General features: G+C 53.7%; 18 protein-coding genes and 3 tRNA genes. 1 reads left to right on the top strand and 20 read right to left on the bottom strand.

Features of this window, described 5'->3' with window-relative positions; genetic code table 11:
* Positions 1-26 precede the first annotated feature (26 nt).
* Both nadA and AC07WB_RS05810 read right to left on the bottom strand, forming a co-directional pair.
* On the bottom strand, positions 27-1088 hold the full coding sequence (gene nadA / locus AC07WB_RS05815) for a quinolinate synthase NadA (protein WP_097094537.1): 1062 nt from the start codon (positions 1086-1088) through the stop codon (positions 27-29).
* A 135-nt stretch (positions 1089-1223) separates the two neighbouring features.
* Complete coding sequence (locus AC07WB_RS05810) at positions 1224-1730, bottom strand: methylated-DNA--[protein]-cysteine S-methyltransferase (RefSeq protein ID WP_097094538.1); 507 nt, start codon at positions 1728-1730, stop codon at positions 1224-1226.
* Between the two features lie 158 nt (positions 1731-1888).
* On the opposite strand from AC07WB_RS05810, the gene AC07WB_RS05805 reads away from it, so the two are divergent.
* Positions 1889-3352, top strand: coding sequence for an AlkA N-terminal domain-containing protein (locus tag AC07WB_RS05805; protein WP_097094539.1), 1464 nt, complete (start codon positions 1889-1891; stop codon positions 3350-3352).
* Positions 3353-3435: 83 nt separating this feature from the next.
* Here the strand turns inward: AC07WB_RS05805 and AC07WB_RS05800 are convergent.
* The 18 genes from AC07WB_RS05800 to sucA form a co-directional block, all read right to left on the bottom strand.
* Positions 3436-3511 (bottom strand) — tRNA-Lys (locus AC07WB_RS05800).
* A 25-nt stretch (positions 3512-3536) separates the two neighbouring features.
* Positions 3537-3612 (bottom strand) — tRNA-Lys (locus tag AC07WB_RS05795).
* Positions 3613-3665: 53 nt separating this feature from the next.
* A tRNA-Lys gene (locus AC07WB_RS05790) sits at positions 3666-3741 on the bottom strand.
* A 166-nt stretch (positions 3742-3907) separates the two neighbouring features.
* Positions 3908-4699 (bottom strand): cell division protein CpoB, encoded by a 792-nt coding sequence (gene cpoB / locus AC07WB_RS05785; protein ID WP_097094540.1) that lies wholly within the window; start codon positions 4697-4699, stop codon positions 3908-3910.
* Positions 4700-4708: 9 nt separating this feature from the next.
* Entirely contained in the window at positions 4709-5230 is a 522-nt protein-coding gene (pal, locus tag AC07WB_RS05780) for a peptidoglycan-associated lipoprotein Pal (RefSeq protein ID WP_097094541.1), read from the bottom strand.
* A 64-nt stretch (positions 5231-5294) separates the two neighbouring features.
* A complete protein-coding gene (gene tolB, locus AC07WB_RS05775) occupies positions 5295-6590 on the bottom strand; it encodes a Tol-Pal system beta propeller repeat protein TolB (protein WP_097094542.1) in 1296 nt (431 codons plus the stop codon).
* Positions 6591-6706: 116 nt separating this feature from the next.
* Entirely contained in the window at positions 6707-7960 is a 1254-nt protein-coding gene (tolA, locus tag AC07WB_RS05770; RefSeq protein ID WP_097094543.1) for a cell envelope integrity protein TolA, read from the bottom strand.
* Between the two features lie 25 nt (positions 7961-7985).
* Positions 7986-8417, bottom strand: coding sequence for a colicin uptake protein TolR (gene tolR, locus AC07WB_RS05765; RefSeq protein WP_097094544.1), 432 nt, complete (start codon positions 8415-8417; stop codon positions 7986-7988).
* A gap of 13 nt (positions 8418-8430) precedes the next feature.
* Positions 8431-9117 carry a Tol-Pal system protein TolQ gene (gene tolQ, locus AC07WB_RS05760; RefSeq protein WP_034829162.1) on the bottom strand — a complete coding sequence of 229 codons (687 nt, stop codon included), beginning with the start codon at positions 9115-9117 and terminating at the stop codon, positions 8431-8433.
* Positions 9114-9536 (bottom strand): tol-pal system-associated acyl-CoA thioesterase, encoded by a 423-nt coding sequence (gene ybgC / locus AC07WB_RS05755; RefSeq protein ID WP_370659782.1) that lies wholly within the window; start codon positions 9534-9536, stop codon positions 9114-9116. Before ybgC ends, tolQ begins: the two co-directional genes overlap by 4 nt.
* 180 nt (positions 9537-9716) lie before the next feature.
* The gene (gene ybgE / locus AC07WB_RS05750) at positions 9717-10010 is read right to left on the bottom strand and encodes a cyd operon protein YbgE (RefSeq protein ID WP_097094546.1); all 294 of its coding nucleotides are present in this window, start codon (positions 10008-10010) and stop codon (positions 9717-9719) included.
* Complete coding sequence (cydX, locus tag AC07WB_RS05745) at positions 10010-10123, bottom strand: cytochrome bd-I oxidase subunit CydX (RefSeq protein ID WP_097094547.1); 114 nt, start codon at positions 10121-10123, stop codon at positions 10010-10012. The genes ybgE and cydX overlap by 1 nt, the downstream gene beginning before the upstream one ends.
* A gap of 15 nt (positions 10124-10138) precedes the next feature.
* Positions 10139-11278, bottom strand: a complete 1140-nt coding sequence (cydB, locus tag AC07WB_RS05740; RefSeq protein ID WP_494940170.1) for a cytochrome d ubiquinol oxidase subunit II — start codon at positions 11276-11278, stop codon at positions 10139-10141.
* 11 nt (positions 11279-11289) lie between these two features.
* On the bottom strand, positions 11290-12861 hold the full coding sequence (cydA, locus tag AC07WB_RS05735) for a cytochrome ubiquinol oxidase subunit I (RefSeq protein ID WP_494940169.1): 1572 nt from the start codon (positions 12859-12861) through the stop codon (positions 11290-11292).
* A 660-nt stretch (positions 12862-13521) separates the two neighbouring features.
* Positions 13522-14397, bottom strand: coding sequence for a succinate--CoA ligase subunit alpha (sucD, locus tag AC07WB_RS05730; RefSeq protein WP_007890645.1), 876 nt, complete (start codon positions 14395-14397; stop codon positions 13522-13524).
* Positions 14397-15563 (bottom strand): ADP-forming succinate--CoA ligase subunit beta, encoded by a 1167-nt coding sequence (gene sucC / locus AC07WB_RS05725; protein WP_007890646.1) that lies wholly within the window; start codon positions 15561-15563, stop codon positions 14397-14399. Before sucC ends, sucD begins: the two co-directional genes overlap by 1 nt.
* 61 nt (positions 15564-15624) lie before the next feature.
* The gene (gene odhB / locus AC07WB_RS05720) at positions 15625-16848 is read right to left on the bottom strand and encodes a 2-oxoglutarate dehydrogenase complex dihydrolipoyllysine-residue succinyltransferase (protein WP_097094550.1); all 1224 of its coding nucleotides are present in this window, start codon (positions 16846-16848) and stop codon (positions 15625-15627) included.
* Positions 16849-16863: 15 nt separating this feature from the next.
* A complete protein-coding gene (gene sucA / locus AC07WB_RS05715; protein ID WP_400455058.1) occupies positions 16864-19671 on the bottom strand; it encodes a 2-oxoglutarate dehydrogenase E1 component in 2808 nt (935 codons plus the stop codon).
* Positions 19672-19819: the final 148 nt, after the last annotated feature.

Below are 19819 nucleotides of genomic sequence, written 5' to 3'. Positions count from 1 at the left end.
TATAGCCTAAATATGCAGGGTACGCGTCATGCGTTCCCTTTTACCTTGAGTTTAAGATCTGCAGCGAAAGATAGCATGCGATTGAGTGGGATCAACGCAGCCTCACGCAGCGCGTCTTCAACATGAATTTCATGCTCGCTGCCGCCGCGTGCTAATCCTTCGGCAATGGCTTTAAGGCCGTTCATCGCCATCCACGGACAGTGCGCACAGCTGCGGCAAGTGGCGCCTTCACCGGCGGTTGGCGCTTCCAGCAGCTCTTTATTCGGTACCGCCTGCTGCATTTTGTAGAAGATGCCGCGATCGGTGGCGACGATCATCTGCGGATGCGGCAGGCTCTGCGCCGCCTGAATCAGCTGGCTGGTGGAACCGACCGCATCGGCTAAATCGACAATCGCCTGCGGTGATTCAGGATGCACCAACACAGCCGCATCCGGATAGAGCGCTTTCATACGTTGCAGCGCCTGGGTTTTGAATTCGTCATGCACGATGCACGCGCCCTGCCAGCACAGTACATCGGCACCGGACTTCTGCGTGACGTAACGGCCAAGATGGCGATCCGGCGCCCAGATGATTTTCTCGCCGAGGCTATCAAGATGTTCAATCAGTTCAACCGCAATACTCGACGTCACCACCCAATCGGCGCGCGCTTTAACCGCCGCCGAGGTGTTGGCGTACACCACCACGGTGCGATCGGGATGCTGATCGCAGAAGCGGTTGAACTCTTCAATAGGGCAACCAAGGTCGAGTGAACATTCCGCCTGCAACGTAGGCATCAGCACGGTTTTTTCCGGGCTGAGGATTTTTGCTGTTTCGCCCATAAAACGCACGCCCGCCACCAGCAAGGTTTTTGCTGGATGCGTGCTGCCGAAACGCGCCATTTCTAGCGAGTCTGATACGCAGCCACCGGTCTCTTCCGCCAGCGCCTGAATCTCTGGATCGGTGTAATAATGGGCCACCATCACCGCATCACGTTCTTTTAGCAAGCGTTTGATTTCGTTCTTGTAGTAGGATTTTTCATCCACACTGAGACGCGCCGGTTTCGGCGGGAAAGGATAGATCGCGTTTTCAGGATCAAACATCAGACTCATGACACGGCTCTCGTTTTCTCAATTTAACAAAATCGCCTACTGTGGCGATGATGCGGCATTAAAACCGCTATCGTGTTTTATATGCTAAACACGATAGCGGAAATACGCGAGAGTGTCGTCTCTTTTTTGCGCGCTCTATAGCAACAATACGCTGCCGATAGATTTCTGCGGGCTTTCCAGTTCAAGCAGGAACGCTTTAACGCTGAGACCGCCCGCAAAGCCGGTCAGTTTCCCGTTGCTGCCAATCACGCGATGGCACGGCGCCATAATCGAAAGCGGGTTTTTACCGTTCGCCGCACCTACCGCGCGCACCGCTTTAGGATTGCCAATTTGTTCGGCGATTTGCTGATAGCTACGGGTTTCACCAAACGGAATAGTGAGTAACGCTTGCCACACTTTTTTCTGGAATTCGGTGCCTACCGTGTCGTACGGCATATCAAACTGCTGGCGTTCACCGGCGAAATATTCGCGCAGCTGCCGTTCTGCCTCACAGAGTATCGGGTGTTGATCGTTACGGCTGATCGGCGTTAACGGTACGCGCTGCGAACCTTCGTTTTCCCACAGAATGGCCGACAATCCGTTGTCAGTAGCAATAAGCGTGAGCTCCCCAACAGGGGTGGCGATAATTTTGGCATGATACATAGTGCACCTCCGGCGTAATCTCTGTTAGCGATTATCGCATTTCCGCCGCAAGAAACTGGCTGTTTTCGGTCATCAGCATAAACTGGTTAGCTGTCCGAAAGCAGCGAGTTTTCCGGTTGAGCTTGCGCGACCATGCCGTTTATTTGCTGGAGATCATGATGTTTGATCCTGAAATTGCTTACCAGGCGCTGACCTCGCGCGATAGTCGCTTTGACGGGCTGTTTTTTGTCGGCGTAACGTCAACCGGTATTTATTGCCGACCGATCTGTCCGGTGAAAGCACCGATGCAGAAGAACTGCCTGTTTTTCAGCAGCGCAGAAGCCGCCGAGAAAGCGCATTTTCGACCATGCTTACGCTGTCGCCCGGAACTGGCACCCGGTTTTGCGCCGGTGGATAGTCATCATCGCATTGCCGATCGTTTGATCCGCCGTATTGAAGAGGGCTTGCTGGAAGAGCAGGAGACGCTCGCAGAGATCGCCAGCGAGTTCAACCTCAGCGAACGTCAACTACGGCGTGTGGTGCAGCAGGAGCTCGGTGTTTCGCCATTAGAATTGCGTCAGACGCGCCGTATGCTGCTTGCTAAGCAACTTCTGACGGAAACCTCGCTACCGGTAACGGAAATTGCCTACGCCAGCGGCTTCCGTAGCCTGAGACGTTTTAATGATGTGTTTCAGGCGCGCTACCGCATGACACCTTCCCGTCTGCGCAAGCAGAGTCAGCCCGATTCTACTACTACGGTGCAGGAAAGCGCTGAACTGCGCCTCAGTTATCGGCCGCCTTACGATTGGGATGCGATGCTCGATTTCCTGCAGCAGCGCGTCATGAAAGAGGTGGAATGGGTCAACGACGGCATGTATCACCGCACCGTGGCGCTGGGCGGCTGTCGCGGTTGGGTGCGCGTGAGCCATCTCGCAGAGAAACAGTCATTGAACGTGCAATTCACGACTTCGCTAACGCCGGTGCTGCCCGCCCTGTTACGTCGTCTGCGCGATCTGTTTGATTTGGATGCGCAGCCACAGCGCATAGCAGAGCACCTCAGCCACGATGCGCTGCTGGCGGAGAGTCTATCGCGCTTTCCCGGTTTACGCGTTCCTGGTGCGTTTGACGGCTTCGAGCTAGGTGTTCGGGCGATACTCGGCCAACAAGTAACGGTGAAAGCCGCAACGACGCTGAGTAGTCGCATGGCACAACGCTTTGGCGAACCGCTGGCAACGCCGTGGCCAGAGCTGTCTCGTTTGCCGCCCAATGGCGAGGCGCTGGCGGCGGCAAGCATTGATGATATCGCTAGCCTTGGGATTGTGAGTGCACGTTCTCATGCTATTCAGGCATTGGCGCAGGCGTGTACTTCTGGTGCCTTGCGCTTTAACGGAGCGGTGAATCCTGATGTGGTTCAGCAGCAGTTGCTGGCGCTGAAAGGGATTGGGCCGTGGACGGCGAGTTATATTGCGATGCGCGCGCTGCGTTGGCCTGATGCGTTTCCCAAAGAGGACATTGCGATTCGTAATAATCTCGGCGGCGTGAGTGCCAAAGTGGCGGAGCAGTTATCGCAGGTTTGGCGACCGTGGCGCAGCTATGCGGTGCTGCATATTTGGAAAAGTCTGACGCCGGTTAAGAGCAAGTAAACCGAGTCATCAGCCGAAAGGACCTAACATTTAAAAAGCATAGAAAAGCAAAAAGGCGCCTTTAGGGCGCCTTTCTACATAACTGGTGGGTCGTGCAGGATTCGAACCTGCGACCAATTGATTAAAAGTCAACTGCTCTACCAACTGAGCTAACGACCCGCTGGGGGCTTACAACCTGATTTTATGGTGGGTCGTGCAGGATTCGAACCTGCGACCAATTGATTAAAAGTCAACTGCTCTACCAACTGAGCTAACGACCCATCAAGGTTGTGAAGCTTACTGAAGAAATCATCTCACTAACAACGGGTTGAGATGGTGGGTCGTGCAGGATTCGAACCTGCGACCAATTGATTAAAAGTCAACTGCTCTACCAACTGAGCTAACGACCCATCTTCAGTGCTGCCGATACTTGTTAAGATATGTCCCGGCAACGGCGGCATATATTACTGATTTAGCGGGGCGGCGCAACCCTTATTTATCACCAAATCACTCAATCGCTTACCTTTCATGCTGCAAGACCAGAAATCACACGAAATCCGGTCTTTTATGCACAAATTACAACCCGGCAAGGCGTTTTTGCGCCTGCTTAGCAGAATCACTATTTGGGAATTGTTTGATCACCTGTTGGAAGACCGCTTTGGCTTTCGCCGTGTCGTTCTTCTCTTGCATGATCACGCCAACCTTAAACAGCGCTTCCGGGGCTTTTGGCGATTTCGCATAATTTTTTACCACAGTGGCAAAATAATAGGCCGAATCGTCTTTTTTACCCTTGTTGTAAAACAGCTGACCGAGCCAGTAATTGGCATTCGGCTGATAGGTAGAATCAGGATATTTCTTCACCCAAGCCTGCAGGGCTGTAATGGCCTGATCGTACTGCTTCTTCTCCAGAATCAATGCAACCGCAGCATTGTAATCCGTGTTGGCGTCGCCGGTTTGAGCTGGCGCTGCCGCACTGGCATTATCGCTGCTAGCGCTATTCGCAGCTGCTGCGCCTGCTGCCGCATCTGCACTACCGCTCGCCTGCGCACCGTTACTGCCGGAGCTTAGGCTATCGATCTGCTGATAGAGCTGTTTCTGGCGCTCAACAACCTGGTTAAGCTGATAGCTGTTTTGCTGGATTTGCCCGCGCAGCGAATCGATATCGCTTTGGTTATCGCTCATCTGCTGCTGCAACTGCTGCAAAAGCTGAGCCTGGGCATTAGAGATACGTTCAAGAGTGGTGACGCGGTCTTCGACCGAGCCTGAGCCAACGCTACTGATTGACGCCTGGGCATTAGCGGCCCAGGGGGCCGCTAAACCAACCAGTAACGACAGACTCAATAGATGAAGTCTGAAGTTACTCATCATACGATTATCTTAGTAAACCAGTACGGCACGACGGTTTTTAGCGTATGCCGCTTCGTCATGACCCAGTACAGCTGGTTTTTCTTTACCGTAAGAAACGATAGACATCTGGTCAGCAGAAACGCCTTTGCCTTGCAGATACATCTTAACGGCGCTTGCACGACGTTCGCCCAGGGCGATGTTGTATTCTGGGGTACCGCGCTCATCCGCATGACCTTCGATGGTCACTTTGTAAGACGGGTTGCTACGCAGGAATGCAGCGTGCTGATCCAGCATCTGAGCGTAATCAGACTGCACGTCATACTTGTCCAGACCGAAGTAAACGATGTTGTTCTGCTGCAGCTGCTGCATCTGCAGGCGCGCTTGCTCGTCAGAAGACATGTTACCGTTCTGGCCCGCACCAGCACCGTAAGCACCGTCGTTAGCGCCCATACCAGTCTGATCGTTGTTGTTGTTTTTGTGTGAGCTACATGCAGCTACTGCGATAACCGGCAGAGCCAGCATCAAACCCTTCAGCACTTTATTCAGTTGCATTTCTTTATCCTATTATTTTGTTTGCCATACATTTTAATCCCCCGCCGTGCAGGGGACCTATGCATCACAGATACGGCGACCAGGCAGGGAATTTGACCTGTCCATCAGTTGCCGGAAGACGCGCTTTGAAACGCCCGTCGGTTGAAACCAACTGCAACACGGAACCCATCCCCTGAGTAGAGCTATAGATTACCATTGTGCCGTTTGGCGCCAGACTTGGCGTTTCATCCAGGAACGTATCCGTTATTGTTTGAACGGCTCCCGTTACCAGATCCTGTTTGGCGACGTGCTGCGCGCCACCGGCGCTGCTGATCATCACCATGGTTTTGCCGTCGGTAGACACATCCGCATCCTGGTTTTGCGCACCTTCCCAGGTAATACGTTGTGGCGCACCGCCGTTAACTCCAACTTTATAAATCTGAGGCGCACCGGCCTGATCCGAGGTATAAGCCAACGTCTGGCTATCCGGGAACCACGTCGGTTCTGTGCTGTTATAACGGCCGTCCGTTACCTGACGCGTCTGGCCAGAAGCCAGATCCATCACATACAGGTTCAGGCTACCGGTTTTCGACAGCGCGAAGGCCAGTTTAGAACCGTCCGGTGAGAAGGCTGGCGCACCGTTGTGGCGCGGATAAGAAGCGACCTGACGAATTGCACCGTTAGACAGCGTCTGAACCACCAGCGCAGATTTACCACTTTCAAAGGTCACGTAAGCCACTTTGCTGCCATCTGGTGACCAGGCTGGCGACATCAATGGCTGCGGTGAACGGTGAACCACAAACTGGTTGTAGCCATCGTAATCCGACACGCGCAACTCATACGGGAACTGACCGCCATTGGTCTGAACCACATATGCAATACGGGTACGGAATGCGCCTTTGATGCCGGTCAGCTTCTCGAACACTTCGTCACTGGCGGTGTGCGCGGCATAGCGCAGCCACTGCTTCGTCACTTTGTAAGAGTTCTGCGCCAATACAGTGCCTGGTGCGCCACCGGTATCCACCAGCTGGTAGGCAATTTGATAGCTGCCGTCAGCGTTTGGCGTTACCTGGCCCACCACAACCGCATCAATGCCCAAGGCGCTCCATGCAGCAGGCTGGACTTCCTGCGCACTCGCGGGTTGCTGCGGCAGACGGGAACGATCCAGCGGGTTAAATTTGCCGCTGTTACGTAAGTCGGCACCTACAATACCGCCGATATCTTCTGGTGCCGCACCGGGGCCAGCCCATTGGAACGGAACCACACCAATAGGACGTGCGGTGTTAACGCCCTGCGTAATTTCAATACGTACTTCTGCATGGAGCATAGCTGCCCACAGCAGTACAAAAAAACCTAAGGTTACACGAAGTGCCTGCTTCATCTTATCTCCCTTACCTGAACCAGAGGTTCATGATAATTCGCACAGTTCCTGAAAAACACGAGTACTCATAGAGTACGGCAAGCTAACCATAGTTCAACCTGCCATACGTTACTGCATTATTCCGGTTTGAAACGCATAGGTGCGTTTTTAAACACTTCATACACTGCCTGAGAAGGCGGCTTAGGAATACGAGCCTGCTTCGCAGCAGCGATAGCCGCCTGACACAAGGCTGGATCACCACCTTCCGATTTAACATCAATCAGCAAACCATCCGGTGCCAGCTTAATGCGCAGGTTGCACTCTTTACCTTTATACAGATCAGCATCGTAGAAGCGGCTCTGAATCGCGCCGACCACTTGCCCCATGTAATTATTGATATCTGCACCTGACGCTCCGGCCTTTTTCTGATTGCCCTGCCCTGCCGCGCCACCCGAAGCGGTACCGCTTTTCGGTGCATTCTTACCAGAAGACAAACCACCCAACAGATCGTCAACCGCATTTTCGTTCTTAGCCGCTTCAGCAGCGGCTTTTTTTGCATCAGCCGCCGCTTTTGCTTTTGCATCTGCTTTTGCCTTGGCTGCCGCATCGGCCTTGGCTTTCGCTTCAGCTGCCGCTTTCTCTTTCGCTTCCGCCGCCGCTTGCTCTTTAGCTTCTTTCGCTTCCTGAGCCGCTTTAGCCTTCGCATCGGCAGCGGCCTGGGCTTTCGCTTCAGCGTCCGCTTTGGCTTTCGCTTCGGCGGCGGCTTTTGCCTGCTGCGCCGCTTTCTCTTTTGCCGCTTCAGCAGCAGCAGCCTTCGCTTGCTCTTCCGCTTTTTTCTTCGCGTCAGCCGCAGCTTGTTTAGCCTCTTCTACCGCTTTGGCTTTGGCATCAGCGGCAGCTTTTGCCTGCGCATCCGCTTCTGCTTTGGCATCGGCCTTGGCTTTTGCGGCAGCTGCTTCGGCAGTTTTCTGCTGTTCCTGCGCCTGCTTCGCGGCAGCCTCAGCGGCTTTCTGCTGCTCAGCCTGCTCTTTCGCCTGCTCTTTCGCTTCTTGCTGAGCCTGCAAACGCTCTTTTTCCATCTGTTTCAAGCGTTGCTGCTCGGCAGCCTGTTTCTGCTGTAACTCTTCGGCCTGCTGCTGCGACTGTTTCTGACGCTGCTGCTCGGCACGCTGACTGTCTCTTTGCTGGTTCTGCTGGCGGTTATATTGTTCAACCACGGCGCCGGAATCGACCATTACTGCGTCAATATCACTGCCACCGCCACCGCCGCTGGATTCGATTTTCTCGTTAAACGAGCTCCAAATCAGTAAGGCGATCAGCACAATGTGCAGAATCACCGACACGATTATCGCGCGCTTTAACTTGTCGTTCTGCTCGGTTGCCTTCGACACTCTCGGTTCCCAAAAACGGTTGGCTTTAAATCGGCTGCGTCATCAAACCGACAGATTTCACGCCAGCCTGATGCAACAGGTTCAGCGCCTTGATGATTTCGTCGTAAGGGACGTCTTTCGCACCGCCGATCAGAAAGACCGTTTTCGGATTGGCTTCAATCCGGCGCTGCGCTTCACTTACCACCTGTTCCGGCGGCAATTGCGTCATACGATCGTGATCCACCACCAGGCTGTACTGCCCAATGCCCGCCACTTCAACAATCACCGGTGGATTATCATCGGTCGAAACGGTTTTCGAGTCTGTTGCATCCGGCAGGTCCACTTCCACGCTCTGCGTAATAATCGGCGCCGTTGCCATAAAGATGAGCAGCAACACCAACAGCACGTCCAGAAGAGGAACAATGTTGATTTCCGACTTAAGTTCGCGGCGTCCACCGCGACCACGGGTTCTGGCCATCGTTAACCTCGACTTACTTCGTGTTGTCGGTGGAGAAAGCCTGACGATGCAGGATAGCCGTGAACTCTTCCATAAAGTTGTCGTAGCCCTGTTCCAGTTTATTCACGCGCTGGTTCAGACGGTTGTACGCCATAACGGCAGGAATGGCCGCAAACAGACCGATGGCGGTAGCGATCAACGCTTCGGCAATACCGGGTGCAACCATTTGCAGCGTTGCCTGTTTTACCGCCCCGAGGGCGATAAAGGCGTGCATGATCCCCCACACCGTACCAAACAGACCAATATACGGACTGATGGAACCCACGGTGCCAAGGAAAGGAATGTGGTTTTCCAGCGCTTCCAGTTCACGATTCATAGAAATACGCATTGCACGGCTCGCACCCTCCACCACCGCTTCCGGTGCATGGTTATTGGCACGATGCAAGCGCGCAAACTCTTTGAAACCCGAATAGAAAATCTGCTCAGAGCCGCCCAGTTCATCACGGCGCCCCTGGCTTTCCTGATAAAGGCGTGAAAGCTCAATACCCGACCAAAACTTATCTTCAAATGCTTCGGCTTCACGCCCGGCAGCATTCAAAATGCGCGTGCGTTGAATAATGATTGCCCAAGAGGCAATGGAAAAGCCGATCAAAATCAACATGATAAGTTTGACCAGAAGGCTTGCCTTCAGGAACAAATCAAGAACATTCATGTCAGTCACTGCTTGAACTCCGCGACAATAGACTTGGGAAGCGCAATTGGCTTCATTAGATGTGGGTTGATGCAGGCAATCAGGACTTCTGCTTCATTTAGCACTTTACCTTCTGCATTCACGATACGCTGTGAGAATGTCATGGTTGCACGGGTCATTGCGGTGACTTCTGTTTGAATCTCCAGAAGGTCGTCAAGACGTGCGGCCGCAACAAAATCAATCGTCATGCGTCGTACCACAAAAGCGACCTGCTCTTCCAACAGGACTTGCTGATTGAAATGATGCTGGCGCAGCATTTCGGTACGTGCTCGTTCATAGAAAGCAAGATAACTGGCGTGGTAAACCACACCACCAGCATCGGTGTCTTCGTAATAGACCCGAACCGGCCAGCGAAACAGCGTAGTACTCACTCTACATCCCGGTCTCATTTTAAACGTTGCTACTATACGCAAGAGAGATCGGCTTGGGAATGGTCCGCCAGAGCCAGGAGAAAATAATTATCACAGGTTAACAACTGGAAGGATTTTTAGGATGTTTCTTGACCTAACGCTGACAAAACCTCACGTCAGCGCCTGAAAAAGCAGCATTTTTAAGTCCTGATTCAGAACTTAATGATAGAACCAAACGATACCGACCAGCAGTACCAGCACCGCCGGTAGCGGAGAGAACAGCGCCTGCCAGCGCAAACGCTGCGGACGGAATCCGCAGCCGTGAATAACGCCAGCGCAGACGGCCCAAATCAGCAAAAGTCCATGCCATATCGCTAAATCACTGGTTCGCGCGGCAAAGCGTGAGGGCTGCCAAATAACACAGCCTGCCAGCCACAGCGCAAGGATCAACGAAAGGGCCCGTAACGGGCCCTTGTCCATCAGACGATAGAGTGTCTGAATCACTGCGCGCATCAGGCTTGTTTATCCTTCGCGCTGCTCTCTTCAACATGCTCCAGCGCCAGCGCCGTGATCACACCGAACGCACAGGCCAGCAAGGTGCCAAGAATCCAGGCAAAATACCACATGCTCAATCTCCTTAATCAGTACAGGGAGTGCGTATTGCTCTCAATGTGTTCTTTAGTGATACGGCCAAACATCTTGTAATAACACCAGGCGGTGTACGCCAGGATAATCGGTACAAAGATGATGGCGGCAATGGTCATCACTTTCAGCGTCAGCAGGCTAGACGTGGCATCCCACATGGTCAGGCTGATGCCCGGCACGGTGCTGGAAGGCATGATGAATGGGAACATCGCGATACCAGCGGTCATAATGACGCTGGCCAGTGTCAGTGAAGAGAAGATAAATGCCCAGGCTCCTTTCTCCAAACGCGAGCAGAGAACGGTCAGCAGTGGCAGCACGACGCCCAACAGCGGGAACAGCCACAACACCGGCGTCTGCTCAAAATTCACCATCCATGCACCGGCTTCACGCACGACATCTTTACCCAGCGGGTTGGATGCGGCGTGATGATCGATGACGCTTTTCAGTACATAACCGTCAATACCATATTTCACCCACACGCCGGCAAGCACGAAGCACACCATCATTACCAACGCTGAGATCTGTGCGGTGCTGCGGGTGCGCAGGTGCAATTCACCGGTTGTACGCATTTGCAGGTACGTGGCCCCTTGCGTCAGGATCATCGCCACACTCACCACACCCGCTAACAGGCCAAACGGATTCAGCAGCTGGAAGAAGTTACCGGTATAGAAGAGGCGCAGATATTCATCGGCATGGAACGGCACGCCTTGCAGCAGGTTACCGAACGCCACACCAATCACCAGCGGCGGCACAAAGCTACCAATGAAGATGCCCCAATCCCACATGCCGCGCCAGCGCATATCTTCAATCTTCGAGCGGTAGTCGAAACCCACCGGACGGAAGAACAGTGAAGCAAGCACCAGAATCATCGCTACGTAGAAGCCAGAGAAGGCGGCGGCATACACCATCGGCCAGGCCGCGAACAGCGCACCACCGGCGGTGATCAGCCAAACTTGGTTTCCGTCCCAGTGCGGCGCAATGCTGTTAATCATGATACGGCGCTCGGTATCGGTGCGGCCAAGCACACGCGTTAGCATGCCCACGCCCATATCAAAGCCGTCGGTAACCGCAAAACCGATCAGCAACACGCCAATCAGCAGCCACCAGATAAAGCGCAAAACTTCATAGTCAAACATGGTAGCTCTCCTTATCCACGCACCGGCTGAGATGATGATTTCAGCGTTTCATGATGATAGCGGCCGGTTTTCAGGCTGCTTGGACCGAGGCGCGCAAACTTGAACATCAGGTACATTTCCGCCACGAGGAACAAGGTGTAGAGACCGCAAATCAGAATCATCGAGAACAGCAGATCGCCGACGGTCAATGAAGAGTTGGCTACCGCTGTTGGCAGCACTTCACCAATCGCCCATGGCTGACGACCATATTCGGCAACAAACCAACCGGACTCAATTGCAATCCATGGCAGCGGAATGCCGTATAGCGCCGCTTTCAGCAGCCAACGAGATTTACCAATACGGTTGCGAATAACGCTCCAGAAGGAGAGAGTGATGATTCCCAGCATCAACACACCGCCCAGCACCATGATGCGGAAGGCGAAGTACAACGGCGCCACACGCGGGATAGAGTCCTGAGTTGCTTTCTGAATTTGCGCTTCAGTAGCGTTAGCCACATCCGAGGTATAGCGTTTTAACAGCAGACCATAACCGAGATCTTGCTTGCTGCCTTCAAACTGGCTACGCACCGCCGGATCTTTGCTACCTGCACGCAATTCGTTAAGCAATGCATAGGCTTTCATGCCGTTACGGATACGCACTTCATGCTGCGCCAAAAGATCTTTCAGCCCAGTAACCGGCGTATCAACTGAACGCGTCGCGATCAGGCCGAGCAGATACGGGATCTGAATGGCATATTTATTTTGCTGTGTGTCCTGATCCGGGATACCAAACAGGGTAAACGCGGCCGGTGCCGGCTGGGTTTCCCACTCCGCTTCAATTGCGGCCAGTTTGGTTTTCTGCACGTCGCCGATTTCATAACCGGATTCATCACCCAGTACGATAACGGACAAAATCGCTGCCATGCCGAAGCTTGCTGCGATAGCAAAAGAGCGTTTAGCAAAAGCGATATCACGCCCTTTCAGCAGATACCATGCGCTGATACCAAGAATGAACATGGCTCCGGTGGTGTAGCCCGCAGCTACGGTGTGCACGAATTTCACCTGCGCCACCGGATTGAGGATCAGCTCGGAGAAACTCACCATCTCCATGCGCATGGTTTCGAAATTAAATTCTGATGCGATGGGATTTTGCATCCAGCCGTTCGCCACCAAAATCCACAGCGCCGACATATTCGAACCGAGTGCCACCAACCAGGTCACCGCGAGGTGTTGAACCTTGCCCAGGCGATCCCAGCCGAAGAAAAACAGGCCGACAAAGGTGGATTCGAGGAAGAACGCCATCAAGCCTTCGATGGCCAGCGGCGCACCGAAGATATCGCCGACGTAGTGGGAGTAATATGACCAGTTAGTACCGAACTGAAACTCCATTGTCAGACCGGTAGCCACGCCTAGCGCAAAGTTAATACCAAATAACTTGCCCCAGAACTTGGTCATATCTTTATAAATTTGTTTCCCCGTCAGGACATATACGGTTTCCATGATCGCCAGCAAAAACGCCATACCTAGCGTTAAAGGCACGAACAGGAAATGGTACATCGCCGTTAGGGCAAACTGTAAACGCGACAGCTCGACAATATCTAACATGATGACTCCTTGCTCCTCGCATGAACTCGCTCTGCGGATGACAACGGCAAACAACAGACATTGACGCGCAGAATAAGATTCAGGAACGACTGATTATTGATTCCAGTTTTGTTACTGATAGAACAGAGAAACCTGCTGCCCGAAGAGAGCGAGTAACAGTGACGAAATTCCCCGAAAATCCGATCATTTCAGTCAATTTCGAGCAGGAGTGATATGGGGAGGCGGCAGAATTGATATGACAACGCCTGACACAAACTCCTGAAAAATTATGAAGAAGACTGAATTGATGCAGCGCAATTTATACTGGTTAGGTTGCGCTTTGCCAGCGGTAAAGTTTCCTTTAACTCGCAAATTATTGATCTGGATTAAGACAATAAATTTCCAAATATGTATTGATAAAGTCGTTGTTAATTAATTGTCAAAACTACAAAATTTAATTAAGAATATAATTACCTTTCCCGCAAATATTTAACCTCATTGCGGGAATCTATCTTTCCACTTTTTGGCTTAAATCCAGCGAATTTTCCCTTCTTTACCTGGATGACAGAGTAAGCATAGCCGCAGTTTTTCAAGTTGTTAGGATTTTTTTCCCTGCTGTTTGATGGGTTATCACATAAAAAAAGCCACCCGAAGGTGGCTCTTATACATCTGACCGATGACTTATTTAATGGGCAGAACCGCTTTAACCGCATCACCAATATCGGCAAGGCTACGAACGGTTTTCACACCGGCCGCTTCCAGTGCAGCAAACTTCTCATCAGCAGTGCCCTTACCACCGGCAATGATGGCACCTGCGTGGCCCATACGCTTGCCTTTCGGTGCAGTTACACCGGCAATGTAGCCCACAACGGGTTTGGTCACGTGTGCTTTGATGTAGGCAGCCGCTTCTTCTTCCGCGCTACCCCCGATCTCACCGATCATCACGATCGCTTCGGTCTGTGGATCGTCCTGGAACAGTTTAAGGATGTCGATGAAGTTCGAGCCTGGGATCGGGTCACCACCGATACCGACGCAGGTAGACTGGCCGTAGCCGATGTCCGTAGTCTGCTTAACGGCTTCATAGGTCAGCGTTCCTGAACGCGAGACGATACCTACGCGGCCCGGCTGGTGAATGTGGCCCGGCATAATACCGATCTTACATTCGCCTGGGGTGATCACGCCTGGGCAGTTCGGGCCGATCATACGTACGCCTGCTTCATCCAGCTTCACTTTCACGGTCAGCATATCCAGGGTTGGAATACCTTCAGTGATGGTGATGATCAGCTTGATACCCGCATCGATAGCTTCCAGGATACCGTCTTTGCAGAAAGGAGCCGGAACGTAGATCACGGTGGCGGTTGCGCCAGTCGCTTCTACCGCCTCACGCACGGTGTTGAACACGGGCAGGCCAAGATGCGTGGTGCCGCCTTTGCCTGGCGTGACGCCGCCAACCAGCTGCGTACCGTAGGCCAGCGCCTGCTCAGAGTGGAATGTCCCTTGACCACCGGTGAAACCCTGGCAAATGACTTTGGTGTTTTTGTCGATCAAAATGGACATTATTTACCCTCCGCTGCAGCGACAACACGCTGTGCTGCGTCTGTCAGGCTGGTTGCTGCAATGATATTCAGACCGCTGTCCGCCAGTTTCTTAGCGCCCAGCTCGGCGTTGTTACCTTCCAGACGTACCACCACTGGCACGTTCACACCCACTTCTGCTACCGCACCAATGATGCCGTCTGCGATCAAGTCGCAACGTACGATGCCGCCGAAGATGTTAACGAATACCGCTTTAACGGCATCGTCAGACAGGATGATTTTGAAGGCTTCGGTCACGCGCTCTTTGGTTGCGCCGCCGCCAACATCAAGGAAGTTTGCCGGCTCACCACCGTGGTGTTTCACGATGTCCATGGTGCCCATCGCCAGACCGGCGCCGTTCACCATGCAGCCGATGTTGCCATCCAGCGCAACGTAGTTCAGTTCCCACTGTGTTGCGTGCGCTTCACGTGGATCTTCCTGGCTTGGATCGCGCATTTCACGCAGCTCCGGCTGACGGAACAGTGCGTTACCGTCTGCGCCTAATTTACCATCCAGGCAGATCAGGTCGCCCTGCTTGGTGATCACCAGCGGGTTGATCTCAACCATTGCCAGATCGCGCTCGAGGAACATGGTCGCCAGACCCATGAAGATTTTGGTGAACTGGCTGACTTGCTTACCGGTCAGGCCCAGTTTGAATGCCAACTCGCGACCCTGATACGGCTGAGGACCTGCCAGCGGATCCAGCGCCATCTTGTGGATCAAGTGTGGCGTTTCTTCTGCCACTTTCTCAATCTCAACACCGCCTTCCGTCGAGGCCATGAAGATCACGCGACGGGTTGCACGGTCAACCACCGCGCCCAGATACAGCTCCTGATCGATATCAGTGGCGGCTTCAACCAGAATCTGGTTTACCGGCTGGCCGTGCGCGTCAGTTTGATAGGTCACCAGACGTTTGCCCAGCCAATGCTCAGCGAAAGCACGAATATCTTCTTTACTGTTAACCACTTTCACGCCGCCCGCTTTACCGCGGCCACCGGCATGAACCTGACATTTCACTACCCACGGACCGGCGCCAATTTTAGACGCGGCTTCTTCGGCTTCACGTGGCGTGGTGCAGGCGTAGCCTGTCGGTGCTGGCATGCCATAGCGTGCAAACAGCTGCTTCGCCTGGTATTCATGTAAGTTCATGATGTTCTATCCATTCAGGTAAGATTTTGGGTGCGCCTTTATCACCGCGCACCCGGCGAAATTAGACGTCGAGCAGCAGGCGCGCTGGATCTTCCAGCATCTCTTTCACCGCGACCAGATAGCCAACGGATTCACGACCATCAATCAGACGGTGATCGTAAGAGAGCGCCAGATACATCATTGGCAAAATCACCACCTGACCATTGACCGCCATTGGGCGCTCTTTGATGGCGTGCATGCCCAGAATGGCGCTCTGCGGCGGGTTAATGATTGGCGTGGACATCAGCGAACCAAACACACCACCGTTGGTGATGGTAAAGTTACCGCCGGTCAGCTCTTCAACCGTCAGCTTGCCGTCACGGCCTTTCACTGCCAGCTCTTTAATCTTCTTCTCAATGTCGGCCATGCTCAGCGCATCAACATCTTTCAGCACTGGCGTTACCAAGCCACGCGGGGTAGAAACCGCAATGCTCACATCGAAATAGTTGTGGTAAACCACATCTTCGCCATCAATAGACGCGTTGACTTCCGGGAAGCGTTTCAGCGCTTCAACCACCGCCTTGATGTAGAAGGACATGAAGCCCAGACGCACGCCGTGACGTTTTTCAAACGCATCACCGTACTGCTTACGCAGATCCATGATTGGCTTCATGTTGATTTCGTTGAAAGTGGTCAACATAGCGGTGCTGTTTTTCGCTTCCAGCAGACGCTCGGCCACACGCTTACGCAGACGCGTCATCGGCACGCGTTTTTCGCTGCGGTTAGCCACAGCAGCCTGCGGTGCCGCGGCAGCGGCTGGCGCTGATGCAGCTTTGCCGCCGTCGGCTTTCTTCGCCAGATGTTTTTCCACATCTTCACGCGTCAGACGGCCGCCAACGCCCGTGCCTTTGATCTGGCTGGCATCAAGGTTGTTTTCAGCAATCAGACGGCGTACCGCTGGGCTGAGCGCATCGTTGCTCTCTTCTTCCAGCGAAGCAGTCTGGCGCTGAGCCGGAGTAGACTCGTTGCTTTCCGCTTTTGCCGCTGTCTCTTTCCCGCCGCTGTTGCCCTCTTTCAGGCGACCCAGAATCTGGCGCGAAGTCACGGTAGCCCCTTCCTCTTCCAGCACGGCTTCCAGAATGCCGTCTGCGGAAGCAGGCACTTCCAGCACCACTTTGTCGGTTTCAATTTCTACCAGTACTTCATCGCGGCTCACAGAGTCGCCAGGTTTTTTGTGCCAGGTTGCAACCGTTGCGTCCGCTACGGATTCAGGCAAATCGGGAACGAGAATTTCTACGCTACTCATTTTCTTTCCTTTTTATTAACCAAGGTTCAGCGCGTCATTAACCAGGTCTTGCTGCTGTTTTTGATGTACGGACATGTAGCCCACGGCCGGTGAAGCAGAAGCCGGACGGCCTGCATAACGCAGTGACGCACCAAATGGAACCACTTCGCGGAAATGATGCTGACTGCAATACCATGCGCCCTGATTCAGCGGCTCTTCCTGACACCACACGAAATCCTGCACATGAGCATAGTTTTTCAATACGTCCTGCACGACTTTGTGCGGGAACGGATAGAGCTGTTCGATACGTACGATGGCCACGTCGGTCTGTTCGTTCTTACGGCGCTGCTCCAGCAGATCGTAATAAACCTTGCCCGAACACAGCACCACACGCTTAACCTGCTGCGGATCCAAATCGTCGATCTCACCGATCGCTGGCTGGAAGCTGCCGGTCGCTAACTCTTCCAGCGTGGAAATTGCCAGCGGATGACGCAGCAGAGATTTCGGCGACATCACGATCAGCGGACGGCGCATACCGCGCAACGCCTGACGACGCAGCATGTGGTAAACCTGCGCTGGCGTTGAAGGCACGCACACCTGCATGTTCTGCTCAGCACAGAGTTGCAGATAACGCTCCAGACGCGCCGAGGAGTGCTCAGGGCCCTGGCCTTCATAACCGTGTGGCAGCAACATCACCAGGCCACACATCCGGCCCCATTTCTGCTCGCCGGAGCTGATGAACTGATCGATGACCACCTGTGCACCGTTGGCGAAGTCGCCGAACTGCGCTTCCCAAATGGTGAGCACGCGCGGCTCGGCGGTGGCGTAACCGTATTCGAAGGCCAGTACCGCTTCTTCAGACAGCACGGAATCCCACACTTTAAACTGACCCTGACCGTTATGGACATGGTGCAGCGGCGTGTAGGTTGAGCCGTTAGTCTGATTGTGAATCACCGCATGACGATGGAAGAAGGTGCCGCGACCCGTATCTTCACCGGACAAACGCACCGGAATGCCTTCGTCAACCAGCGTGGCGTAGGCGAGGTTTTCTGCACCGCCCCAGTCGAACGCTTTGTTGCCTTCGGCCATCTCTTTACGATCGTTGTAAATCTTGGCGACGCGTGACTGCACTTCTACCGATTCCGGTACGCTGCTGATGCGGCGCGCCAGCTCCTGCAGGCGTTTCAATTCAACGGTTGCGGGGTAGCTCTCATCCCACTCGTGGTTGAGATACGGCGACCAGGTGAAGGAATGCAGGCTCATCGGACGCCATTCCGGCACCACGCATTCGCCTTCATCCAGCGCATCGCGGTAGAGATTCACCATTTCGGTGGCATCTTCGCTGGTCGCTACGCCTTCGCTTTCCAGCTGGTCGGCATAGAGTTTACGCGGCGTTGGATGCTTTTTGATTTTCTGGTACATCAACGGCTGAGTGGCACTTGGCTCATCGGCTTCGTTGTGGCCGTGACGGCGATAGCACACCAGATCGATGAAGACATCGCGTTTGAAGGTGTTGCGATAATCCAGCGCCAGGCGAGTGACAAACGCCACCGCTTCTGGATCGTCCGCATTGACGTGGAAAATCGGTGCCAGCACCATCTTGCCGATGTCAGTACAGTACGGCGTAGAGCGCGCATCTTTCGGGTTGGAGGTGGTAAAACCAACCTGGTTGTTGATGACGATGCGAACGGTACCGCCCACTTCGTAACCACGCGCCTGCGACATGTTCAGGGTTTCCTGCACCACGCCCTGGCCGATTACTGCAGCATCACCGTGAATGGTGATAGGCAGAACTTTATTGCTGCTTGGTTCAGCCAGACGATCCAGACGCGCACGCACCGAACCCATGACGACCGGGCTAACGATTTCCAGATGCGACGGGTTGAACGCCAGCGCCAGATGCACCAGGCCGCCTTCGGTTTCCACGTCAGACGAGAAGCCCATGTGGTACTTCACGTCGCCGGTGCCGAGATGTTCTTTGTGCTTGCCGGAGAATTCGTCGAACAGATCCTGCGGTTTTTTACCCAGGACGTTAATCAGCACGTTCAGACGACCGCGGTGCGCCATACCCAGCACCACTTCGCGCGTACCGCTCTTACCTGCGTGACGAATCATCTCACGCAGCATCGGTACCAGCGCATCGCCACCTTCCAGCGAGAAGCGTTTCGCACCCGGGAATTTGGCACCCAGATATTTTTCCAGGCCTTCTGCCGCGGTCAGCTCTTTCAGGAAACCTTTTTTCTCGTCGCTGCTGAAAGACGCATGGCCCACCACCGATTCCAGACGCTGCTGAATCCAGCGCTTCTCATCGGTGTTGTTGATGTGCATGTACTCTGCACCAATCGAGCCACAATAAGTCTGCTGCAGCGCCGCGAACAGATCGGCCAGCTTCATGGTTTCTTTGCCGATAGCAAAAGAACCTACGTTAAAGCTTTCCTGAAAATCGGCGTCGGTCAGATCGTGATAAGCCGGATCGAGATCCGCTACGGTTTCCTGCTTCCACAGGCCAAGAGGATCGAGGTTTGCATGCTGATGGCCGCGGAAGCGGAACGCATTAATCAGCTGCAGCACTTTAACCTGTTTAGAGTTGGTCGCCGGATCGGTCACGGTTGACGTGTAACGCGTAGCGTCTTTTGCCAGGCGGCGGAAGTAGTCACGCGTGGTGGAGTGAAATTGCTCAGGTTTCACGCCAGTGCCCGGCAGCTGCTGGAACAGCTCGCGCCACATGTCATCAACTGAGTCAGGATCGGTCAGGAAATCCTCATAGAGTTGCTCTATGTAAGATTGGTTCGCGCCGGCCAGCCAGGAGGAGTCCAGCCAGGGTTTCATCGCGCTGTTCTGCATTGTGATCCCTTAAGCATTAATCTGCTTTTTATGAGGTTTCATTTGTTACCGCTTACGCGGCTTGCCGTAGTGAGTTCAGCGATACGAACCTGTGCGCTACCGGCGCCTGGCTCGTAAGGGAACCTTTATAAGCGTGGTCAGTACCGCG

It is taken from the genome of Pantoea sp. GW821-FHT03E06, assembly GCF_059420725.1.
This window is presented reverse-complemented; position numbering and strand designations above follow the sequence as displayed.